The following is an 18978-nucleotide window of genomic DNA, read 5'->3' as shown; positions in this document are numbered from 1 at the left end:
CACCATGAACGCCAACGACGCCATCATCGCCGCCGCCTCCAACACCGACCCCCGCCACGACGCCAGCCGCGTGATCCGCGCGCCGCGCGGCAGCCAGCTCACCTGCAAGAGCTGGCTCACCGAGGCCGCCTACCGCATGATCCAGAACAACCTCGACCCCGAGGTGGCCGAGCGCCCCCAGGACCTAGTGGTGTACGGCGGCATTGGCCGTGCCGCGCGCAACTGGGAGTGTTTTGACCAGATCCTCGCCTCGCTCAAGGAGCTGAACGACGACGAAACCCTGCTCATCCAGTCCGGCAAGCCCGTGGGCGTGTTCAAGACCCATGCCAACGCGCCCCGCGTGCTGCTGGCCAACTCCAACCTGGTGCCCAAGTGGGCCAACTGGGAACACTTCAGCGAGCTGGACCAGAAGGGCCTGTTCATGTACGGCCAGATGACCGCCGGCAGCTGGATCTACATCGGCACGCAGGGCATCGTCCAGGGCACGTACGAAACCTTTGCCGAAGCCGGGCGCAAACACTACGGCGGCTCGCTGGAAGGCAAGTGGATACTGACCGCAGGCCTGGGCGGCATGGGCGGCGCGCAGCCGCTGGCCGCCACATTTGCGGGCGCGGTGTCGCTCAACATTGAATGCCAGCAAAGCAGCATCGACTTCCGCCTGCGCACGCGCTACGTGGACAAGCAGGCGCGCGACATCGACCATGCGTTTGAGCTGATCCAGCAGCACACCGCAGCCAAAGAGGCGGTGTCGATTGCGCTGCTTGGCAATGCCGCAGAAATTCTGCCCGAGCTGGTGCGCCGCGCCAAGGCCGGTGGCTTGAAGCCCGACCTAGTGACCGATCAAACGTCGGCCCACGACCTCGTCAACGGCTACCTGCCCGCAGGCTGGACGGTGGCGCAGTGGCGCGCCGCGCAGCAGGACGTGACACAGCACGAGGTGCTGAAGAAGGCTGCAGCCAAGTCCTGCGCCGTGCACGTGCAGGCCATGCTCGACTTCCAGCACATGGGCATCCCGGTGGTGGACTACGGCAACAACATTCGCCAGGTGGCGTTTGACGAAGGCGTGAAGGACGCGTTCGACTTCCCCGGCTTTGTGCCTGCCTACATCCGCCCCCTGTTCTGCGAAGGCAAGGGCCCGTTCCGCTGGGTGGCGCTGTCGGGTGACCCGGAAGACATCCGCAAGACCGACGCCAAGATCAAGGAGCTGTTCCCTGAGAACAAACATGTGCACCGCTGGCTCGACATGGCGGGCGAGCGCATTGCCTTCCAGGGCCTGCCGGCACGCATCTGCTGGCTGGGCCTGGGCGAGCGCCACATTGCGGGCCTGGCCTTCAACGAGATGGTGAAGAACGGTGAGTTGAAGGCTCCCATCGTCATAGGCCGCGACCACCTGGACACCGGTAGCGTGGCCAGCCCCAACCGGGAGACCGAAGGTATGAAGGACGGCACCGACGCCGTGAGCGACTGGCCGTTGCTCAACGCGCTGCTCAACACCTCAGGCGGCGCCACCTGGGTCAGCCTGCACCACGGCGGGGGCGTGGGCATGGGTTACTCGCAGCACTCGGGCATGGTCATCGTGGCCGACGGCACTGAAGCCGCGGCCCAACGCCTTGCCAATGTGCTGGTCAACGACTGCGGCAGCGGCGTGATGCGCCATGCCGACGCTGGCTACGAACTGGCGGTGGAGACGGCCAAGAAGCAGGGCCTGAAGCTGCCCATGGTGAAGTGAAGGGGCGAGGGAGGGAATGACAGGAATGTGAAAAAAGGGAACTGCATTCCCATTCGTTGGGAATGTTGGGTTTGAATGCCGCTGCAATCCTTTGATACTGAGTCCATGCCGACCCGTGGACCCACCTCCGTTGCCGCCGCCGACCGTGTTCTGCACGTGCTGGCGGTGCTGGCGCAGCACGGGCAGCCCATGTCGGCTGCCGAGCTGGTGGAGGCCACGGGCCTGGCGCGCAGCACGCTGTACCGGCAGCTGGCGCGGCTCAAGCTGTGGGGCTTTGTGCTGGAGAGCAGCGGGCACTACGCGCCCGGGCCGCTGAGCCTGCAACTGGCGCTGGGCTTTGACATGGCGTCGCATCTGGTGCACCACGCGCGGCCGGACATGCAGGCCCTGGCCCGGCAGTCCCACGAGAGCGTGGGGCTGGTGGTGGCCGTGAATGACAGCGTGGTGTGCCTGGACATGGTGGACAGCACGCAGGCCCTGCGCTGCTCGTTTGAAAAAGGGCGCAGCGTACCGCTGCGCGCGGGTGCATCCGCCAAGTGCCTGCTTGCCCACGTGGCCTCGGCCACGCGCAATGCCATTCTGGATCTGCACTACGGCGCAGACACTGCTGAGCGCCAGGCGGCGCTGACCGAGCTGGAGGGCATTGCCAAGGCGGGTTACGCCGTCAGCTCCGGCGAAGTGGATGCCGGTGTCTGGGGCGTCAGCGTGCCCGTGTTCGGTTCTCCCCGGCAGGCCGCCGGGGCCATCACCCTGATGGCCCCGATCTTGCGGGCCCAGGGGCAGGAGACCGCACTCACCGGCATGGCCGTCGTCGCCGCAGCGCGCATCTCCCGCCAACTCACTTCTCCTTGATTTTCCCTCACCCCTCCTCAGGAGCTTTCCCCATGAACCTTCGCCGCAACCTTCTTCTGGCCAGCCTGGCCGCCGCAGCCTTCTGCACCACGGGTGCACAGGCCCAGGACAACGTCCTGCGTGTGGGCACCGATGCCACGTTCCCGCCCATGGAGTTTGTCGAGAACGGCAAACGCACGGGCTTCGACATCGAGCTGGTGGAGGCCATTGCCAAGACCATGGGCAAGCAGGTCGAGTGGGTGGACATCGACTTCAAGGGCCTGATTCCCGGCCTGATCTCGAAGCGTTTTGACATGGCGGTCTCGGCCATCTACATCACCGACGAGCGCAAGAAGGTGGTGGACTTCACTGACTCCTACTACGCCGGCGGCCTGGTGGTGATGGTGAAGGCCGACAACAAGGCCATCAACAAGCTGGCCGACCTGGACGGCAAGAAGGTCAGCGTGCAGGTGGGCACCAAGTCGGTGGCGTACCTGACCGAGAAATTCCCCAAGGTGCAGCGTGTCGAGGTCGAAAAGAACCAGGAGATGTTCAACCTGGTGGACATCGGCCGCGCCGACGCTGCCGTGACCGGCAAGCCCGCCGCGTTCCAGTATGTGCGCACCCGTCCCGGCCTGCGCGTGCTCGACGAGCAGCTCACCACTGAAGAGTACGGCATGGCCCTGCGCAAGGACACGCCCGAGCTGACGAAGGCCGTCAACGGTGCCATCACCAAGCTCAAGGCCGATGGCACCTATGCGGCCATCGTCAAGAAGTGGTTCAGCAACAGCGCTGCCAAGTAAACCGCAGCCACACGTTGCCGAACTGAGCCATGGAACTCGATTTTTCTCCTGTCTGGGCCGGGTTGCCCCAGTTGCTGGCGGGTGCGCTGGTCACTGTGGAAATCACGGCTGCCTCGCTGCTGCTGGGCTGCGTCATGGGCCTGCTGGTGGGCATTGGCCGCCTGAACCCCAAGCGCCGCGTGGTCTACGCCCTGTGCACCGCCTACGTGGCCGCGATACGCGGCACGCCGCTGCTGGTGCAACTGTTCATCCTGTTCTTTGGCCTGCCGCAGTTCGGCATCCTGCTGCCCGCTTTTGTGTGCGGCGTGATCGGCCTGGGCATCTACTCGGGCGCCTATGTGTCCGAGGTGGTGCGCGGCGCCATCCAGTCCATTGACAAGGGGCAGATGGAGGCGGCGCGTTCCATCGGCATGTCGTCGGGCCTGGCCATGCGCACCGTGGTGCTGCCACAGGCCGTGGTGCGCATGATTCCGCCACTGGGCAATGAGTTCATCGCGCTGATCAAGAACTCGGCGCTGGTGTCGCTGCTCACCATCCACGACCTGATGCACGAAGGGCAGAAGATCATCAGCGTGTCGTACCGCTCGCTGGAGGTGTACCTGGCGATTGCGGTGGTGTATTTCATCCTCACGGGTGTCACTTCGTTGGTGCTGCGCCGCATGGAGCTGCGCCTGCGTGCCGGGGGGATGGTGCAATGAAGAAAAATTCTGTGATGACCGGAGCAAGCCCATCCGCCGAGCCCATCGTGCGCATTCGCGGACTGCGCAAATCGTTTGGCAACCATGTGGTGCTGAACGGCATCGACTTTGACGTGCTGCCGTCGCAGGTGGTGGTGGTCATCGGGCCCAGCGGCTCGGGCAAGAGCACCTTTTTGCGCTGCTGCAACGGGCTGGAGCAGCCCGAAGGCGGCACGGTCGAGATCTGTGGCCGCACACTGGTGCAGGACGGCCGCATGCTGCCTGACCATGACCTGAACGCCCTGCGCGAAGAGGTGGGCATGGTGTTCCAGTCGTTCAACCTGTTTCCGCACCTGTCGGTGCTCGACAACGTCACGCTGGGCCCGCGCAAGCTGCGCGGCCTCTCGCGCAAGGACGCCGAAGAGCGCGCACAGGCCCTGCTGACCAAGGTGGGTCTGGCGCACAAGGCGTCGGCCATGCCTGCCAGCCTGTCGGGCGGGCAAAAGCAGCGGGTGGCCATTGCCCGCGCACTGGCCATGGAGCCGCGCGTGATGCTGTTCGACGAGCCCACGTCGGCGCTGGACCCGGAGCTCGTGGGCGAGGTGCTGCAGGTCATGAAGCTGCTGGCCAGCGAAGGCATGACCATGATGGTCGTGACGCACGAAATGGACTTTGCACGCGAGGTGGGCGACGTGGTGGTGGTGATGGACGGCGGCGGGATCATTGAGTCCGGCCAGCCTGCCACCATCTTCACCAACCCCACGCAGGAGCGCACGCGCTCCTTTCTGCAGGCGGTGCTCACGCGCGCCTGAGGCTGGGTGTGCGTGATGGACGACAACGGTCAATAGCCTACAAGGAGACAGCTCGTATGCACCCGGTTTCACCTGCCAGTGACCTGAGCCAACAACAGCACTTTCAACAGCGCTTGCAGGAGCGCCTGACCGCCGACGACATCGCGCGGTTTGACCGCGACGGCGCCATCTGCATCAAGCAGCTGCTCACGCCCGAAGAGGTAGCGCTGCTGCGCGACGGCATCGACGCCAATCTGGCCGCGCCCAGCCCGCGCGCCAAAGTGGCCAGCAGGCCGGATGACCCGGGCCGCTTCTTCGAGGACTTCTGCAACTGGCAGGACATCCCGCAGTTTGGCCGCTTTGTGCGCGACACGCCGCTGGCCCTGGCCGCGCAGCGCCTGATGCAGTCACGCACCGTGCGGCTGTACCACGACCATGTGCTGGTGAAGGAGCCTGGCACGCGCCAGAAGACGCCCTGGCACCAGGACCAGCCTTACTACAACATCGAAGGCAGGCAGAACGTGAGCATGTGGATACCAGTGGACCCGGTCTCGCGTGCGGCCACGCTGGAGTTTGTGGCGGGATCGCACAAGGGCCCCTGGCTCATGCCGCGCACCTTCATGGACAACCAGGCCAAGTGGTTCCCTGAAGGCAGCCTGCAGGACCTGCCCAACGTCGAGGCCAATCGCGACGCTTTTCCCATCGTGGGCTGGGAGATCGAGCCGGGCGACGTGGTGTGTTTTCACATGCTCACGCTGCATGCGGCGGGCGGGGTGGAGGGGCCCAACCGGCGCCGCGTGTTCTCGGTGCGCTTCTTGGGCGACGACACGCGCCACGCGCCTAGGCCGTGGACGACCTCGCCCGAGTTCCCGGGGCTGGCGGACCAGCTGCCCGCTGGGGCCGCCATGGACCACCCGCTGTTCCCGCTGCTGGTGGACGGGAACGGTGTGCCGCAGGGTGAAGGCGCGTGAAGCAGTTTCTGGACTTGGCCTCCACGCCCCCGGTGCCGTGGAAGAACGGCGGCGGCAGCACACGCGAGCTGACGTGCTGGCCGCCCGGCGCGGGCATGGACAGCTTTGCATGGCGCGTGAGCGTTGCCACCATTGCACGCCCCGGGCCGTTCTCGGCCTTTGTGGGAGTGGATCGGCAAATCATGTTGCTGGATGGCGATGGCGTACATCTGCAAGGCGCAGAAGGACATTGGCAGCATGCGCTGACGCATCGCTGGGAGCCGTTTGCGTTCTCCGGCGAAGAGCCGGTGGACTGCCGCATGCTGGGCGGTGTTTCCACCGACTTCAACCTGATGCTGCGCCGGGGTGAGTGGACCGGGAACCTGAAGGTGCTGCGCGATGCGCCGCCACCCGCTGAGGGGGCTGCAGCGGGTCTGTGCATGGTGCTGCAGGGCACCTGGCGATGCGAGGACTGCGATACCCACCAAGTGCGTATGTTGGCAGCGGGGCAGGGCCTGTGGTGGGTGAACGAAGGGGGCGAAGCAGCGCCGTCGATCACCCCTGTGCGCCGCGCCGAAAGCGGTGGGTCTGCCGACGATGCACCCGTGCTGGCCTGGGTGGCCTTGCGCAGGGGCTCTGCACCATAATTTGAATCAAATGGGCTGCAAGCGCTAGTGGAATATGCTCCATTAGCTATATAAACAATAGCAAATCAATCCATGAACACAGCAGCAGGTAGCAACAAGCAGGGCGTTGTCCCGCCAGCATCTTCCGCACCCAGTGCCGATGGCGTGTGGACCAACCTGCGGCCCGTAGCCGCGTTGTGGGCGACGGATGTGCCGGTGCCTGAGGGCGCGCTGGCGTGTGTGGTGGTGCGGGGCGGCACCGTGCAGTGGGTGGGCCCGCAGGCCCATGTGCCAGCAGCCTTTGTGGCCTTGCCTCGCATTGACGGCAGGGGCGCCGTCACCACCCCCGGTCTGGTCGATTGCCACACCCACCTGGTGTACGGCGGGCAGCGCGCCAACGAGTTCGCGATGCGGCTGGCGGGTGCCACGTATGAAGAGGTGGCCAGGGCGGGCGGGGGCATCGTGTCGTCGGTGCGCGCCACGCGCGAGGCCAGCGAAGACGAGCTCTTTGCCCTGGCCGCGCCGCGCCTGCAGGCGCTGCTGGATGAGGGCGTGTGTGCCATCGAGATCAAGTCCGGCTACGGACTGGCGCTGGAGCACGAACGCAAGCAGCTGCGCGTGGCCCGCCGCCTGGGCGAGGCCTTTGGCGTCACGGTGCGCACCACCTTCCTCGGCGCGCATGCGCTGCCGCCCGAATACGCTGGGCGCAGCCAGGACTACACCGACCTTGTCTGCAACGGGATGCTGCCTGCGCTGGCGGCCGAAGGCCTGGTGGATGCCGTGGATGTGTTCTGCGAACGCATCGCCTTCACGCTGGCCGAGACCGAGCAGGTCTTCCAGGCCGCGCGCAAGCTCGGCATCCCCGTCAAGCTGCATGCGGAGCAACTGTCCGACATGGGCGGCTCGGCACTCGCTGCGCGCTACGGTGCGCTGTCATGTGACCACATCGAGCACCTGTCGGCCGACGGCATCGCTGCGATGAAAGCCGCAGGCACCGTGGCCGTGCTGCTGCCCGGCGCCTACTACACACTGCGCGACACGCACCTGCCGCCCATCGCGGCACTGCGCGCGGCGGGTGTGCCCATGGCCGTCTCCACCGACCACAACCCGGGTACCTCGCCCGCGCTGAGCCTGCTGCTCATGGCCAACATGGCCTGCACGCTGTTCCGTCTGACAGTGCCCGAGGCGCTGGCGGGCATCACCACCCACGCCGCACGCGCGCTCGGCCTGCAAGACACCCACGGCCTCATCGCATCCGGCAGGCCCGCTCACTTTGTGCTGTGGCCGGTGGGCGAGGCGGCCGAACTGGCCTACTGGCTGGGCCAAAAGCCTGCCTGCACCATCGTGCGGCAAGGGCGCATTCACGGAGTCATGCCATGACGCAACAACTGTTCGCCGCCGATGCACTGCTGCCCACGGGCTGGGCGCGCAACGTGCTGATCACATGGGATGGGGCAGGGCGCATCACTGCCGTCACGCCCAACGCCCAGTCAAATGGTGCCGCCATGGCCCCGGGCCCCGTGCTGCCCGGCATGCCCAACCTGCACTCGCACGCTTTTCAGCGCGCGTTTGTGGGCCTGACCGAATACCGGGGCGAAAGCCAGGACAGCTTCTGGAGCTGGCGCAACCTGATGTACCGCTTTGCGGCACGCATTACGCCCGAGTCGCTGGAGGCCATTGCGACCTGGCTGTACGTGGAGATGCTGGAGGCGGGCTACACCAGCGTGTGCGAGTTCCACTACGTGCACCACGACCAGGACGGCACGCCCTATGCCGATGACGCCACGCTCTCGCTGGCCCTGCTGCGTGCGGCGCAGAATGCGGGCATCGGCATCACGCTGCTGCCGGTGCTGTATCAGACGAGTGGTTTTGGTGCCAAGCCACCGCGTGCGGACCAGGCCCGCTTCATTCGCAGCCCGGACAACATGCTCTCATTGCTGGAGCGCCTTGCACCCGCTGCAAAAGCGCAAGCGGCCGTTTTGGGTCTGGCGCCGCACTCGCTGCGCGCGGTGCCGCCTGGCAGTCTGGAGGTTGCGGTGCAGGGCCTCACGGCGCTCAACGCGCAGGCGCCCATTCACATACATATTGCCGAGCAGACGCAGGAAGTGGATGACTGCGTGGCCTGGAGCGGCCAGCGCCCGGTGCAGTGGCTGCTGGAGAACGCCCCCGTGGACGAGCGCTGGTGTCTGGTGCACGCCACGCACATGACCCCGCAGGAGTACCAGGACGCAGCGCGCACGGGCGCCGTGGCAGGCATCTGCCCCACCACCGAGGCCAACCTGGGCGATGGCATCTTCGACATGCCGCTGTGGCTGCAGCACGGCGGGCGCTGGGGCGTGGGCTCGGACAGCCATGCCTGCGTGAATGCTGCAGAGGAATTGCTGATGCTCGAATACGGCCAGCGCCTGTCGCTGCGCCAGCGCAATGTGCTGGCCACCGCTGCGCAACCCGAGGTGGCCACGGCCATGACCTTGCAGGCCGTGCAGGGCGGGGCGCAGGCCGCGGGCCGCGCCATTGGGGGCCTCGCCGTGGGCCAGCAGGCCGACCTGGTGGCGCTGGATGCGCAGCACCTGGCGCTGCGCGATTTGCCTGCGCACAGCATGCTGTCGGCCCACGTGTTTGGCAGCCACCGCACCTCGGCCATCGACAGCGTGTGGGTGGCGGGGCAGCGGCGTATCGCCAGCGGCCGGCACACGCTGCATGATGCAGCGGCCCATGCGTTCGTGGCCGCGCGCTCGGCCACCATTGCACCCGATTGACGCGTCCGATTGAATTCATACCCCTGAGCTTGTGATGACAGATACCTCTCCACCTTCTTTTGTCCTTTACCCCGGCACCGCGCCGCTGCTGGTGTCGATGCCCCATGCGGGCACCTACGTGCCGCCAGCGCTGGCTGCTCGCTTCACCGATGAGGCCCGCCAGGTGCCCGACACCGACTGGCACATGGAGCGCCTCTATGCGTTCGCCAAGGACCTGGGCGCGTCCATCCTCGTGGCCACGCACTCGCGCTATGTGGTCGATCTGAACCGCCCGCCGGATGGGACCAGCCTCTACCCTGGCCAAAGCGTCACCGGCCTGTGCCCGGTCGATACGTTTGACGACACGCCCATCTATGCCCGGGGCGACGTGCCCGATGATGCCGAGGTGGCCGCGCGCCGCGACGCCGTCTGGGCGCCGTACCACGCGCAACTGCGTGCCGAGCTGGACCGCATCCGCGCGCAGCATGGTGTGGCGGTGCTGTGGGACGCACACTCCATCCGCTCGGTGCTGCCGCGCTTCTTTGAAGGCAAGCTGCCCGACCTGAACCTGGGGACGGCCAACGGCGAAAGCTGCGATCCGGCGCTGGCGCAGGAGCTGTTGTCCATCGCCAAAGAGGCCCAGGGCTACACCGCAGTGCTCAACGGTCGCTTCAAGGGCGGCCACATCACGCGCCACTATGGGCAGCCCGCGCAGAACATCCACGCGGTGCAGCTGGAGATGACGCAGTGCAGCTACATGCAAGAAGCCTTGCCGTTTGACTATCTGCCCGATGTGGCGGCAGGCGTGCAGCCGCACCTGCGCCGCATGCTGCAGGCCACGCTGGCCTTTGCGGCAACGCAATCAGTTTGAAATGGGCACCCCGCGGCGGGAGGGATCGGTGCTAGTATGAACTGGTCGGTCCGCCATGGACCGCCGTCAGGGCCCGCATTCACGCAAGGGCCCGTTGTAGCGGGAGGAGCCGCGCCCCATGGACCCCACCGCTTACTACTACATGCCCCTGTTCAAGCCCGGCGCGTTTGTGCAATGGAACCACCAGCGCGAAACCGTGAGCCATGTGGTGGTGCGCCGCAACTCTCTCATGGTGTATCTGGTGGGGCACGAATCCCCCGTTCACCCTGAAGCGCTGCACCTGGCACCCACCGCCTTCCGGCTCACGCGCGCGCCAGACCGTTTGTGAGCGCGGCGCTCCGGCCGAAGGGCTACTGGGCTGAAGGTCAGCCGCCAGTGCACTGCGCCATGGCCTCGCCCAGCTGGATGGGGCGCGTGGGCGACCACTGCGGATTGAACTGCAGCGGCCCCTGTGGGAACAGCATCACCACGGTGGAGCCGAGCAAGAAGCGGCCCATTTCCTCACCTTGCTGCAGGCTCACCTGGCCCTTGGCGTAATCCCACTGCCGCAGCGTGCCGGTGCGCGGCGGGTTCACCTGCCCATGCCACACGGTGGCCATGCTGCCCACGATGGTGGCGCCTACCAGCACCAGCACAAAAGGCCCCTGGGCCGACTCAAAAAAGCACACCACGCGTTCATTGCGCGCGAACAGGCCGGGCACACCTCGTGCCGTGGTCGGGTTCACCGAAAACAGATCGCCCGGCACATGCACCATGCGCGTGAGCTCGCCCGCGCAAGGCATGTGGATGCGGTGGTAGTCGCGCGGGCTCAGGTACAGCGTGGCGAAGTGGCCGTTGTCAAAACGGGCTGCGGCGGCCGCATCGCCACCCACCAGGGCGGTGGTGGAGTAGGTGTGCCCCTTGGCCTGGAAAACCTGGTCCTTGGCGATGGCGCCAAACTGGCTGATCGCACCGTCCACAGGGCAGATCAAATCGGCCTGGGCCAGCGGGCGGGCGCCGGGCTTGAGCGCCCGCGTGAAGAAGTCATTGAACGACGTGTAGCTGGCAATGTCGGGGTTGGCCGCCTCGGCCATGTTGACGTTGTAGCGACCCACGAACCAGCGGATCACCGAGGTGGTGAGGCCGCCCAGGCGGGCCGATGCGAACTTGCCCGCCAGGGTGGTCAGTGCGCGTTTGGGAAGCGCGTATTGGGGCAGTACGGCGAGGCGATCGGACAAAACGTTCTTCCTGAGTCGATAGAGCGAATGATTCTAACGACGGGGGGGCTGCTGGCGACCCGGGTTATCAAGGGTGCGTGTGCATGCGGTGGATGGAGTCTGGCACTTCTGGTAGTCAGGTGATAAAGTTGAAATTATTATCAAATTTATTGATTTTTCCGTTTCAAACAATTACATTTGCTCCATCAAGGCACACCCGCACGAAAGTCGGGGTCGCAAAGCCACCGGTCTAACCCCTTTTGAATGGGCATGGCAGCGGGGTTGCCACGGTTCTCCAGGGTGTTTGCTTGGGGGGTGCTCCAGGGCGCGTCGGCAATCCTCACAGGTGTTTGCATCCCAGCTTTCTTCGGTGTGTGCGGTGTGATTCCCGCATGTCATGGAGAACAGAATGCCAACGCAGACTCGCCGTCACCTTTTCACTCGCAAGCCCCAGCATGCTCGCTGGGCGTTGCTCTCTGTCGTTCCGTTGGCTGTCTTGGGGTGCGGCGGATCTGCCGACACGGAAGGACTTAGCGACGTGGCCTCCACCACCACGACGCTGCAAGTGTCTGCCGAGATGTTGCCGCCAGAGGTGGAGAGCTTGGGGGCGCAGCCCACGTTCCACATCGCGCCAGTGGTGCTAGAGGCTCCTGACGACATGGACGTGGAGGATGCCAACCAGTCCGCGCGGAGTGCGCCCAAGTCGCAGCCGGTGCCGGAGATGTTCAAGGCATTGTCCACCCGCCGTCTCACACCCTCCACCCTGGAGGAGGTGCAGCAGAAGTCGGCGAATATGACCTGGACGGGGTCCAAGGATGCGCTGGCAGCGCCTCTCGCAGGTACAGGTGTGGTCACCACCTATTCGGTCGCTCAGGTACGCGCGGCCTACGGCTTCGGGGCGTTGCCCGCTGTAGGCTCCAAGCCGTCCGGAGCCCAAGCCGCTCAACTGGGGGCAGGGCAGACGGTGTATGTCATTGGAGCGAAGCACAACCCCAACGTGGCAGCCGAACTGGCAGCTTTTAATCAGAAGTTCGGGTTGCCCACCTGTGCTGCCAAGGTGTTGCCAGTAACCACTGGGCTGCCCCTGGCCGCTGCCTCCCCTGCAGCGGGTTGCGAATTGTGGGTGGCTTACAGCACAGCATCCGGCGGCATTTCTGGCGTGGCGCCCGCATACGACGCCGGGTGGGCGACGGAAATCGCGTTGGACGTTCAGTGGGTGCATGCGATTGCGCCGCTGGCACGTATCGTTCTTGTGGAGGCGCCCGACGCATCGGTGAACAGCTTGCTGGGCGCCGTACGGCTGGCCAACACCATGGGGCCGGGAGTGGTGTCCATGAGCTTCGGTGCGCAGGAAGGTGCATGGACAGCCTCTGTGGACTCTGCTTTTACTGCCGCGGGAATGACCTATCTGGCGGCGACCGGCGATTCTGGCGCAGGGGTGAACTGGCCTTCAGTTTCTTCCAATGTCATCGCGGTGGGCGGCACAACCCTGACCTATTCCGGCAGCGGGGCGCGTAGTGAGGTGAGCTGGTCGGGCACGGGTGGTGGTACCAGCGGCTTCATCGCCGTGCCGGTGTACCAGAAGTCGTCTGTGCCGGGTACTGGCTCGCTGGTGCGTCGCACGGTGGCTGATGTGGCCATGAATGCCGACCCTGCCACCGGGCAGTACGTGGCGGTGATGCAGCCAGGAAGCAGTGCTGTGCAATGGATCAGTGCAGGCGGTACCAGCCTGGCAGCACCCATGTGGGCCGGACTTGTAGCAGTGGCCAACGCAGGCAGGCAGCAAGCTGCGCGACCAGTGATGGGCGGTGGGCACGCGTTGCTCTATGGGCAGATAGGCGCAGTGGCATCCAACTATGCGAGCAGTTTTTCCGACATTCGCCTGGGCAGCCACGGCGTCTGCGGTACTTGCTCGGCCGGGCCTGGCTATGACCAGTTGACAGGCCTGGGTACTCCCAATGCCAGCGCGCTGGTGGGCTTGCTGGCTGGCGCTGCAGCACCTGCGCCAGCGCCGGTGGTCACATCGACCAGTATCAGCGGCATCGTAGGTGCGGCACTGACCTTCACGGTGTCCGTCAACGCTCCCAACCCCGTGACTCTGAGCCTTGCCGGTGCGCCCACTGGCATGTCGATCAGTGCTGCCGGTGTGGTGTCGTGGCCGGCTCCTGTGGCAGGGGCCTACGCCGTCACCGTTGTGGCAAAGGACACCAAGACGGGGCTCACTGGGCAGGGGGTTTACAACATCAACGTGATCGCTCCGGTGGCCCCGACGATCGAAAGCGCGAGCATTGCAGGCCGCCCTGGTGTCGCCCTGTCTTTCAAGGCGAATGTCAGCGCTCTCAATCCGGTGGCGTATTCCCTTGCAGGGGCTCCATCGGGAATGGTTGTGGCTGCAGATGGCGTGGTGAGCTGGCCCAAACCGGTGGCTGGTACGTACAGCGTGACCTTGACGGCGAAGGACACCAAGACGGGCTTGTCGGGCAAGGGCGTCTTCACGGTCAAGATCGCCACGGCAGGGCCGGTGATCACGGCCTCAGCCATGGTGGGCGTAGCCGGTCAACCGCTGTCCGGCAGCATCAACATCACCTCGCCGGGCGCCACCTCGCTCTCCGTCTCCATCACCGGTGTGCCATTGGGCATGGGCTTTGCTGTGTCCGGAAGCACCATCACGGCCAACTGGCCCAAGCCGGTGGCTGGCAGCTATCAACTGGTGGTCACAGCCAAAGACTCGGCAGGTTTGTCCGCACAGCTGAATGTGCCGGTGACGATCAACCCGCGCTAGGAGGTCGAGCCGCTACGCGGCCACCGAGCTCCCGCTTTATCCCGGGCTGGCTGTAGCCGGTGCGCTCAAACCCCGAGGTACTGCTCCAGCAGCAGGGGCTGCGCATGCAGTGCATCCGAGCTGCCGTCAAACACCACCTGGCCCTTGACCAGGATGATGTTGCGGTCGGTGATCTGCGTGACGTGCTTCCAGTTCTTGTCCACGATCACGCTGCTGATGCCGCTGTCCTTGATGAGGCTGCAGATGCGCCAGATCTCTCGCGCAATCAGCGGCGCCAGGCCCTCGGTGGCTTCATCGAGGATGAGCACGTCGGGGTTGGTCATCAGCGCGCGGCCGATGGTGAGCATCTGCTGTTCGCCACCGCTGAGCTGCTGGCCGCCGTGGCCCAGGCGCTCCTTCAGGCGCGGAAAGGTCTCCAGCACGCGCTCGTAGGTCCAGTCGCGCTGCCCACGTGTGCCGGCGCGGGCGGCCATCTGCAGGTTCTCGACCACGCTCAGGTTGCCGAAGATGCCCCGGCCCTCGGGCACGTAGGCAATGCCCAGCCGGGCCACTTCGTAGGGCGGCTTGCCGGTCATGTCGCGGCCGGCCACGGCCACGCTGCCCGAGCGAGGCTTGACCAGGCCCATCAGCGACTTGAGCAGGGTGCTCTTGCCCATGCCGTTGCGGCCCATGAGGCCGATGGTCTCGCCCCGGCCCACGGTGAAATCAATGCCGTGCAGGATGTGGCTGCTGCCGTAGAAGGTGTGGATGCCCTTGGCATCGATCCATGGAGTGGTCATCTCAGTGGTCCTCCCCCAGGTAGGCGGCCTGCACAGTGGCATCGGCGCGCACCTCGGGCGGTGTGCCATGCGCAATCACCTCGCCGTTGACCATCACCGTCAGGCGGTCGGCCAGCGCAAACACGGCATCCATGTCGTGCTCGACCAGCATCATGGCGTGGGCAGGCTTGAGTCGTTGCAGCAGCTCCACCATGCGTTCGGCCTCGGCCACGCCCATGCCGGCCAGGGGCTCGTCGAGCAGCAGCACCTGCGGCTCGGTGGCCAGGGTCATCGCAATTTCCAGCTGGCGCTGCTCGCCGTGGCTCATGGCACCCGCAATGGCCATGCGCCGGTCTTTGAGACCAGACAGCTCGATAGCGCTTTCAAGACGTGCGCTGGTTGCTCTGTTTTTGATAGTGTCCGAGCGGGTGTCCTGGCACCAGCGCAACGGGTTCCAGGGCTGCTGCGCATCGCGCGATTGAGCCGCCAGGCGCACGTTTTCGTGCACGGTGAGCGGCAGGAAGATGTTGGTCTTCTGGTAGCTGCGGCCCAGGCCCTGGCGCGAAATGCGTTCGGGCGCCCAGCCGGTCACATTGGTGCCGCCCAGCAGCACCTGGCCCGAGGTGGGGGGCAGGTCGCCCGAGAGCAGGTTGGTCAGGGTGGACTTGCCAGCGCCATTGGGACCGATCACCGCATGGATCTTGCCCCGCCAAAGGTCTACCGAGACACCATTGACGGCAGCCAGGCCGCCGAAGCGTTTGGTGACCTTCTGTGCAGACAACAGGACTTCAGCCATGGTGCGATCCCTCCGAAGCCTTGGCTGCGCTCCGCTGCGCAAACATGCCCAGCAGCCCGCGCGGCGCGGCCACCACCACCAGCACGATGAAGCCTCCCATCAGAAGCTGCCAGTGTTTGCTGATGTCCTTGAACACGTGCAGCAGGTACTCGAAGGCAAACGCACCCACGATGGCGCCTGCAAAGTTGCCCATGCCGCCCAGAATGACCATCATGATGGCATGCGCGCTCATGTGAAATCCCATGAGCTCAGGATTCACATAGCCGGTCTGCGCGCCCCACAGGTAACCCGCCAGGCCTGCCAGCGCCCCAGCGATGGTGAAGGCGGTGAGTTTGTAGCCCCGTGTGCCAAAGCCCATGGCGCGCATGCGGTGCTCGTTGATGCGGATGCCCGCCAGCGCGCGGCCCAGCGGGCTCCACAGCAGGCGACGCAGCAGCACGTACACCAGCACTACCAGCGCCAGCGTGAAGTAGTAGAAGGTCTTGCGTCCCTCCAGATCGAACGGCAGCCAGCCGAAGAGCGACGCATCGGGCCGGAAGTTGATGTACAGCCCGTCCGATCCCCCCAGCACCTTGTTGTCGAAGAACAGGTAGAAGACCATCTGCGCAAAAGCCATGGTGACCATGATGAAGTAGATGCCGTGGGTGCGCACCACAAAGAACCCGATTACCAGTGCCACCAGGCCGGACACAGCCACGGCCAGCGGCAGCGACCACCACAGGCTGACCGGCATGTCTGCAGGGGTGAGAAAGGCCAGGGCGTAGCCCGCCACGCCAAAGTACGCAGCATGGCCCAGTGATACCAGTCCGGTCACGCCCTGCAGCAGATCCAGGCTCATGGCAAAGATGGCCATGATCATCATGCGGGTGACCATCTGTACGTAAAAGTCGCTGCCCACCACAGGGAACAGCAGCAACGCAGCCAGCCCCAGTGCCAGGGCGAACTGCACGCTGCGCGGCAGCACTTCGATATTGGCGCGCGGGGTGCTCATGAGCGGCCGCCGGGCCGCCCCAAGGCAGCGAAGGCCCCCTGGGGGGGCAGCGAGATACACGAAGTGATGAGCGTGGGGGTAATCATTGCTTAAACAGGCCTTCGGGTTTCCACAGCAGCACGGCCGCCATCAGCATATAGACCAGCATGCCCGCTGCCTGCGGCAGCAGCACCTTGCCAAACGTATCGACCAGGCCCACCAGCAGTGCCGCAATCAGTGCTCCTCGCACTGAGCCTATGCCACCAATCACCACCACCACAAAGCACATGATGAGGACCGACGAGCCCATGTTCGGGTACACGCTGGATACCGGTGCAGCCACCATGCCCGCGACGGCCGCCAGGCCTACACCCAGCGCGAAGACGATGGCATGGATGAGCTTGATGTTCACGCCCAGCGACTCGGCCATGTCGTGGTTGAAGGCGCCCGCGCGGATCTTCATGCCCAAACGCGTCTTGGAGATCAGCAGGTACAGCGCCACCGCCAGTGCGATGCACACCCCCGAGATGAACAGCCGGTAGACCGGGTAGGAGAGGGTGTCGGTGAGCGGAATCGACCAGTCCAGTACCTTGGGGATGGGTACGCCGTGCACATCGTCGCCCCACAGGATGGAGCGCAGTTCTTCAAAGATGTAGATCAGCCCGAAGGTCAGCAATACCTGGTCCAGGTGGTCGCGGTGGTAGAAGTGGCGAAAGAGCAGCCATTCAAGCGCCAGCCCAAAGACCACCGACAGCAGCGCGCCACCCACAATGGCCAACGCCAGGCTGCCGAAATGCCCAGAGAGTGAATACGCGAGGTAAGCACCCAGCATGTAAAAGCTGCCGTGCGCCAGGTTCACCACGCCCATGATCCCGAAGATCAGCGTGAGCCCGGCCGCCAACATGAACAGCAGCAGGCCGTATTGAACGCTGTTGAGCAGCTGGATCAGGAAGGTGGCGAAGTCCATGAATGTGGTGATGTTGGCGGCCTGCCGAGGTGGCTGGCAGCCACTGGTGAAAAGGGCCTTGTGCGGGCGATGTACCCGTGGAGTTGGTAACTGGCGCGGCCCCATGGAGGGCAGCCGAGCAAGGGCTGCCCCGCAGCGAGGGCTGCGTCCCCCTGCCCGCTGCGCGCAGCGCTGCGAGAACGGGGGTAGGCGCGCGCGCCTCAGGGGGGGTTATCCCATCCTGCAACCGGCGCCGCTGTCGGCCAGCGCCTTGGCGGCTACGCCGATCACCTTGTTTTCCTTGTTCTCGACGCGGCGCAGGTAGATGTCCTGCACGGGGTTGTGCGACTTGCTCATCGTCCACTTGCCGCGTGGGCTGTCGATGACTGCGCTTTCCATCGCCTTGATGACGGCCGGTTTGGCAGAAAGGTCGCCCTTGACCGCGTTGGCGCCCTGCACCAGCAGCAGGCCGGTGTCGTAGCCTTGCACGGCATACACGTCGGGCTGGCTGCGAAAGGCCTTGGCGTATTCCAAGCGGAACTGCTTGTTGCGCGGCGTGTCCAGCGAATCGCTGTAGTGCATGGTGGTGATGATGCCGTCGGCTGCGGGGCCGGCAGCGTCCAGCACGCCCTCGGTAAGGAAGCCCGAGCCGTACAGCGGAATCTTGTCCTTGAGGCCGGCCGCCGCATAGTCCTTGATGAACTTGGCCGCGCCGCCACCGGCGAAGAAGCAGGCCACGGCATCAGGCTTGAGGGCCGCGATCTCGGTCAGAAGCGCCTGGAATTCGACGTTGGGGAAGGGCAGACCCAGCTCCTTGACGATGGTGCCGCCGGCCTTGGTGTAGCTTTCCTTGAAGCCCTCAAACGCCTCGTCACCAGCAGCGTACTTCCAGGTGATCCACACGGCCTTTTTGTGGCCCTTTTCGACCATGGCCTTGCCCAGTGCCAGCGTGGGCTGGGAGTTGCTGAACGAAGTGCGGAATACATTGGGCGCGCACAGCGCGCGGGTGGCGGCGTGCACGCCCGCGTTGGGGATGAGGTTGAGCACACCGGTGTCGCGCGCCACCTTCTGGATGCCCATCTGCACGCCCGAGTGCACGGTGCCAATCAGCACATCGACCTTGTCGCGCTGGACCAGCTTGCTGGCGTTTTCCACGCCCTTGCTGGGCTCGGACTCGTCATCGACCTTGAACCATTCGATCTCGCGGCCGCCGAGCTTGCCTCCCTGCTGGTCGATGGCCAGGCGCACGCCGTTTTCGATGGCCACACCCAGTTGAGCAAAGGTGCCGGTGTAGGGCAACATGAACCCCACGCGCACCTTGCCGCTTTGAGCACGCACGATGGAGGGCAGCAGCAGGCCCGTGGATGCTGCGCCAACGAGGGCGGCACTGCGGCTGATGACGAGGCGGCGGGTGGTCATGGGGCTTGTCTCCTTTGTTTAGGCTTAAAGTAATTTACTGCAAGCGTTCGGTGGTGAATACCTATGGGTTACCCGTACCGGTGCTGGCGTGGGGT

General features: G+C 65.2%; 18 protein-coding genes and 1 riboswitch. Of the genes, 12 read left to right on the top strand and 6 right to left on the bottom strand.

Features of this window, described 5'->3' with window-relative positions:
* Positions 1–4: 4 nt before the first annotated feature.
* The 11 genes from hutU (at position 5) to ACTJKQ_RS21150 (ending at position 10344) form a co-directional block, all read left to right on the top strand.
* Entirely contained in the window at positions 5–1729 is a 1725-nt protein-coding gene (gene hutU / locus ACTJKQ_RS21200) for a urocanate hydratase (RefSeq protein WP_440597981.1), read from the top strand.
* 105 nt (positions 1730–1834) lie between these two features.
* A complete protein-coding gene (locus ACTJKQ_RS21195; RefSeq protein ID WP_235511620.1) occupies positions 1835–2581 on the top strand; it encodes an IclR family transcriptional regulator in 747 nt (248 codons plus the stop codon).
* Between the two features lie 32 nt (positions 2582–2613).
* On the top strand, positions 2614–3363 hold the full coding sequence (locus tag ACTJKQ_RS21190; protein WP_010465677.1) for a glutamine ABC transporter substrate-binding protein: 750 nt from the start codon (positions 2614–2616) through the stop codon (positions 3361–3363).
* A 29-nt stretch (positions 3364–3392) separates the two neighbouring features.
* On the top strand, positions 3393–4061 hold the full coding sequence (locus ACTJKQ_RS21185) for an amino acid ABC transporter permease (protein WP_010465675.1): 669 nt from the start codon (positions 3393–3395) through the stop codon (positions 4059–4061).
* Between the two features lie 14 nt (positions 4062–4075).
* A complete protein-coding gene (locus tag ACTJKQ_RS21180; RefSeq protein ID WP_440597980.1) occupies positions 4076–4852 on the top strand; it encodes an amino acid ABC transporter ATP-binding protein in 777 nt (258 codons plus the stop codon).
* Between the two features lie 56 nt (positions 4853–4908).
* Entirely contained in the window at positions 4909–5802 is an 894-nt protein-coding gene (locus ACTJKQ_RS21175) for a phytanoyl-CoA dioxygenase family protein (RefSeq protein ID WP_440597979.1), read from the top strand.
* On the top strand, positions 5799–6428 hold the full coding sequence (locus ACTJKQ_RS21170) for a HutD/Ves family protein (protein WP_440597978.1): 630 nt from the start codon (positions 5799–5801) through the stop codon (positions 6426–6428). Before ACTJKQ_RS21175 ends, ACTJKQ_RS21170 begins: the two co-directional genes overlap by 4 nt.
* Positions 6429–6500: 72 nt before the next feature.
* The gene (gene hutI, locus ACTJKQ_RS21165; protein ID WP_440597977.1) at positions 6501–7787 is read left to right on the top strand and encodes an imidazolonepropionase; all 1287 of its coding nucleotides are present in this window, start codon (positions 6501–6503) and stop codon (positions 7785–7787) included.
* Positions 7784–9166: a formimidoylglutamate deiminase gene (locus tag ACTJKQ_RS21160; RefSeq protein WP_440597976.1), complete on the top strand. Its 1383-nt coding sequence runs from the start codon at positions 7784–7786 to the stop codon at positions 9164–9166. The genes hutI and ACTJKQ_RS21160 overlap by 4 nt, the downstream gene beginning before the upstream one ends.
* A gap of 34 nt (positions 9167–9200) precedes the next feature.
* Positions 9201–10016, top strand: a complete 816-nt coding sequence (hutG, locus tag ACTJKQ_RS21155; protein ID WP_440597975.1) for an N-formylglutamate deformylase — start codon at positions 9201–9203, stop codon at positions 10014–10016.
* A 118-nt stretch (positions 10017–10134) separates the two neighbouring features.
* Entirely contained in the window at positions 10135–10344 is a 210-nt protein-coding gene (locus ACTJKQ_RS21150; protein ID WP_056063577.1) for a hypothetical protein, read from the top strand.
* A gap of 37 nt (positions 10345–10381) precedes the next feature.
* Here the strand turns inward: ACTJKQ_RS21150 and asd are convergent, their stop codons facing one another.
* On the bottom strand, positions 10382–11233 hold the full coding sequence (asd, locus tag ACTJKQ_RS21145; protein WP_440597974.1) for an archaetidylserine decarboxylase: 852 nt from the start codon (positions 11231–11233) through the stop codon (positions 10382–10384).
* Between the two features lie 179 nt (positions 11234–11412).
* Positions 11413–11502: riboswitch (cyclic di-GMP riboswitch) on the top strand.
* Positions 11503–11750: 248 nt separating this feature from the next.
* Here asd and ACTJKQ_RS21140 point away from each other — a divergent pair.
* Positions 11751–13994: a S53 family peptidase gene (locus ACTJKQ_RS21140; RefSeq protein ID WP_440597973.1), complete on the top strand. Its 2244-nt coding sequence runs from the start codon at positions 11751–11753 to the stop codon at positions 13992–13994.
* Between the two features lie 65 nt (positions 13995–14059).
* Here ACTJKQ_RS21140 and ACTJKQ_RS21135 read toward each other — a convergent pair whose 3' ends face one another.
* The 5 genes from ACTJKQ_RS21135 to ACTJKQ_RS21115 all read right to left on the bottom strand — a co-directional run bounded on the left by ACTJKQ_RS21135 (position 14060) and on the right by ACTJKQ_RS21115 (position 18883).
* A complete protein-coding gene (locus ACTJKQ_RS21135) occupies positions 14060–14773 on the bottom strand; it encodes an ABC transporter ATP-binding protein (protein ID WP_056746282.1) in 714 nt (237 codons plus the stop codon).
* 1 nt (position 14774) lies between these two features.
* Positions 14775–15548 carry an ABC transporter ATP-binding protein gene (locus tag ACTJKQ_RS21130; RefSeq protein ID WP_440597972.1) on the bottom strand — a complete coding sequence of 258 codons (774 nt, stop codon included), beginning with the start codon at positions 15546–15548 and terminating at the stop codon, positions 14775–14777.
* On the bottom strand, positions 15541–16539 hold the full coding sequence (locus ACTJKQ_RS21125; protein ID WP_056063564.1) for a branched-chain amino acid ABC transporter permease: 999 nt from the start codon (positions 16537–16539) through the stop codon (positions 15541–15543). The genes ACTJKQ_RS21130 and ACTJKQ_RS21125 overlap by 8 nt, the downstream gene beginning before the upstream one ends.
* An 82-nt stretch (positions 16540–16621) precedes the next feature.
* Positions 16622–17485 carry a branched-chain amino acid ABC transporter permease gene (locus tag ACTJKQ_RS21120; protein ID WP_440597971.1) on the bottom strand — a complete coding sequence of 288 codons (864 nt, stop codon included), beginning with the start codon at positions 17483–17485 and terminating at the stop codon, positions 16622–16624.
* 210 nt (positions 17486–17695) lie between these two features.
* Complete coding sequence (locus ACTJKQ_RS21115; RefSeq protein ID WP_015014404.1) at positions 17696–18883, bottom strand: ABC transporter substrate-binding protein; 1188 nt, start codon at positions 18881–18883, stop codon at positions 17696–17698.
* Positions 18884–18978 lie beyond the last annotated feature (95 nt).

The organism is Acidovorax sp. 22279, assembly GCF_052045435.1.
GTDB lineage: Bacteria > Pseudomonadota > Gammaproteobacteria > Burkholderiales > Burkholderiaceae_C > Acidovorax > Acidovorax delafieldii.
The sequence above is the reverse complement of the archived record's forward strand: the minus strand, read 5'-3'. Positions and strand labels throughout refer to the sequence as shown.

Excerpts from the sequence above, each read along its gene's own strand:
- hutI (WP_440597977.1), top strand. The coding sequence starts at position 6,501 with ATGAACACAGCAGCAGGTAGCAACAAGCAGGGCGTTGTCCCGCCAGCA.
- ACTJKQ_RS21160 (WP_440597976.1), top strand. The coding sequence starts at position 7,784 with ATGACGCAACAACTGTTCGCCGCCGATGCACTGCTGCCCACGGGCTGG.
- ACTJKQ_RS21195 (WP_235511620.1), top strand. The coding sequence starts at position 1,835 with ATGCCGACCCGTGGACCCACCTCCGTTGCCGCCGCCGACCGTGTTCTG.
- ACTJKQ_RS21190 (WP_010465677.1), top strand. The coding sequence starts at position 2,614 with ATGAACCTTCGCCGCAACCTTCTTCTGGCCAGCCTGGCCGCCGCAGCC.
- ACTJKQ_RS21185 (WP_010465675.1), top strand. The coding sequence starts at position 3,393 with ATGGAACTCGATTTTTCTCCTGTCTGGGCCGGGTTGCCCCAGTTGCTG.
- ACTJKQ_RS21120 (WP_440597971.1), bottom strand. The coding sequence starts at position 17,485 with ATGGACTTCGCCACCTTCCTGATCCAGCTGCTCAACAGCGTTCAATAC.
- ACTJKQ_RS21130 (WP_440597972.1), bottom strand. The coding sequence starts at position 15,548 with ATGGCTGAAGTCCTGTTGTCTGCACAGAAGGTCACCAAACGCTTCGGC.
- ACTJKQ_RS21135 (WP_056746282.1), bottom strand. The coding sequence starts at position 14,773 with ATGACCACTCCATGGATCGATGCCAAGGGCATCCACACCTTCTACGGC.
- ACTJKQ_RS21115 (WP_015014404.1), bottom strand. The coding sequence starts at position 18,883 with ATGACCACCCGCCGCCTCGTCATCAGCCGCAGTGCCGCCCTCGTTGGC.
- hutU (WP_440597981.1), top strand. The coding sequence starts at position 5 with ATGAACGCCAACGACGCCATCATCGCCGCCGCCTCCAACACCGACCCC.
- ACTJKQ_RS21175 (WP_440597979.1), top strand. The coding sequence starts at position 4,909 with ATGCACCCGGTTTCACCTGCCAGTGACCTGAGCCAACAACAGCACTTT.
- ACTJKQ_RS21180 (WP_440597980.1), top strand. The coding sequence starts at position 4,076 with ATGACCGGAGCAAGCCCATCCGCCGAGCCCATCGTGCGCATTCGCGGA.
- hutG (WP_440597975.1), top strand. The coding sequence starts at position 9,201 with ATGACAGATACCTCTCCACCTTCTTTTGTCCTTTACCCCGGCACCGCG.
- ACTJKQ_RS21150 (WP_056063577.1), top strand. The coding sequence starts at position 10,135 with ATGGACCCCACCGCTTACTACTACATGCCCCTGTTCAAGCCCGGCGCG.
- ACTJKQ_RS21125 (WP_056063564.1), bottom strand. The coding sequence starts at position 16,539 with ATGAGCACCCCGCGCGCCAATATCGAAGTGCTGCCGCGCAGCGTGCAG.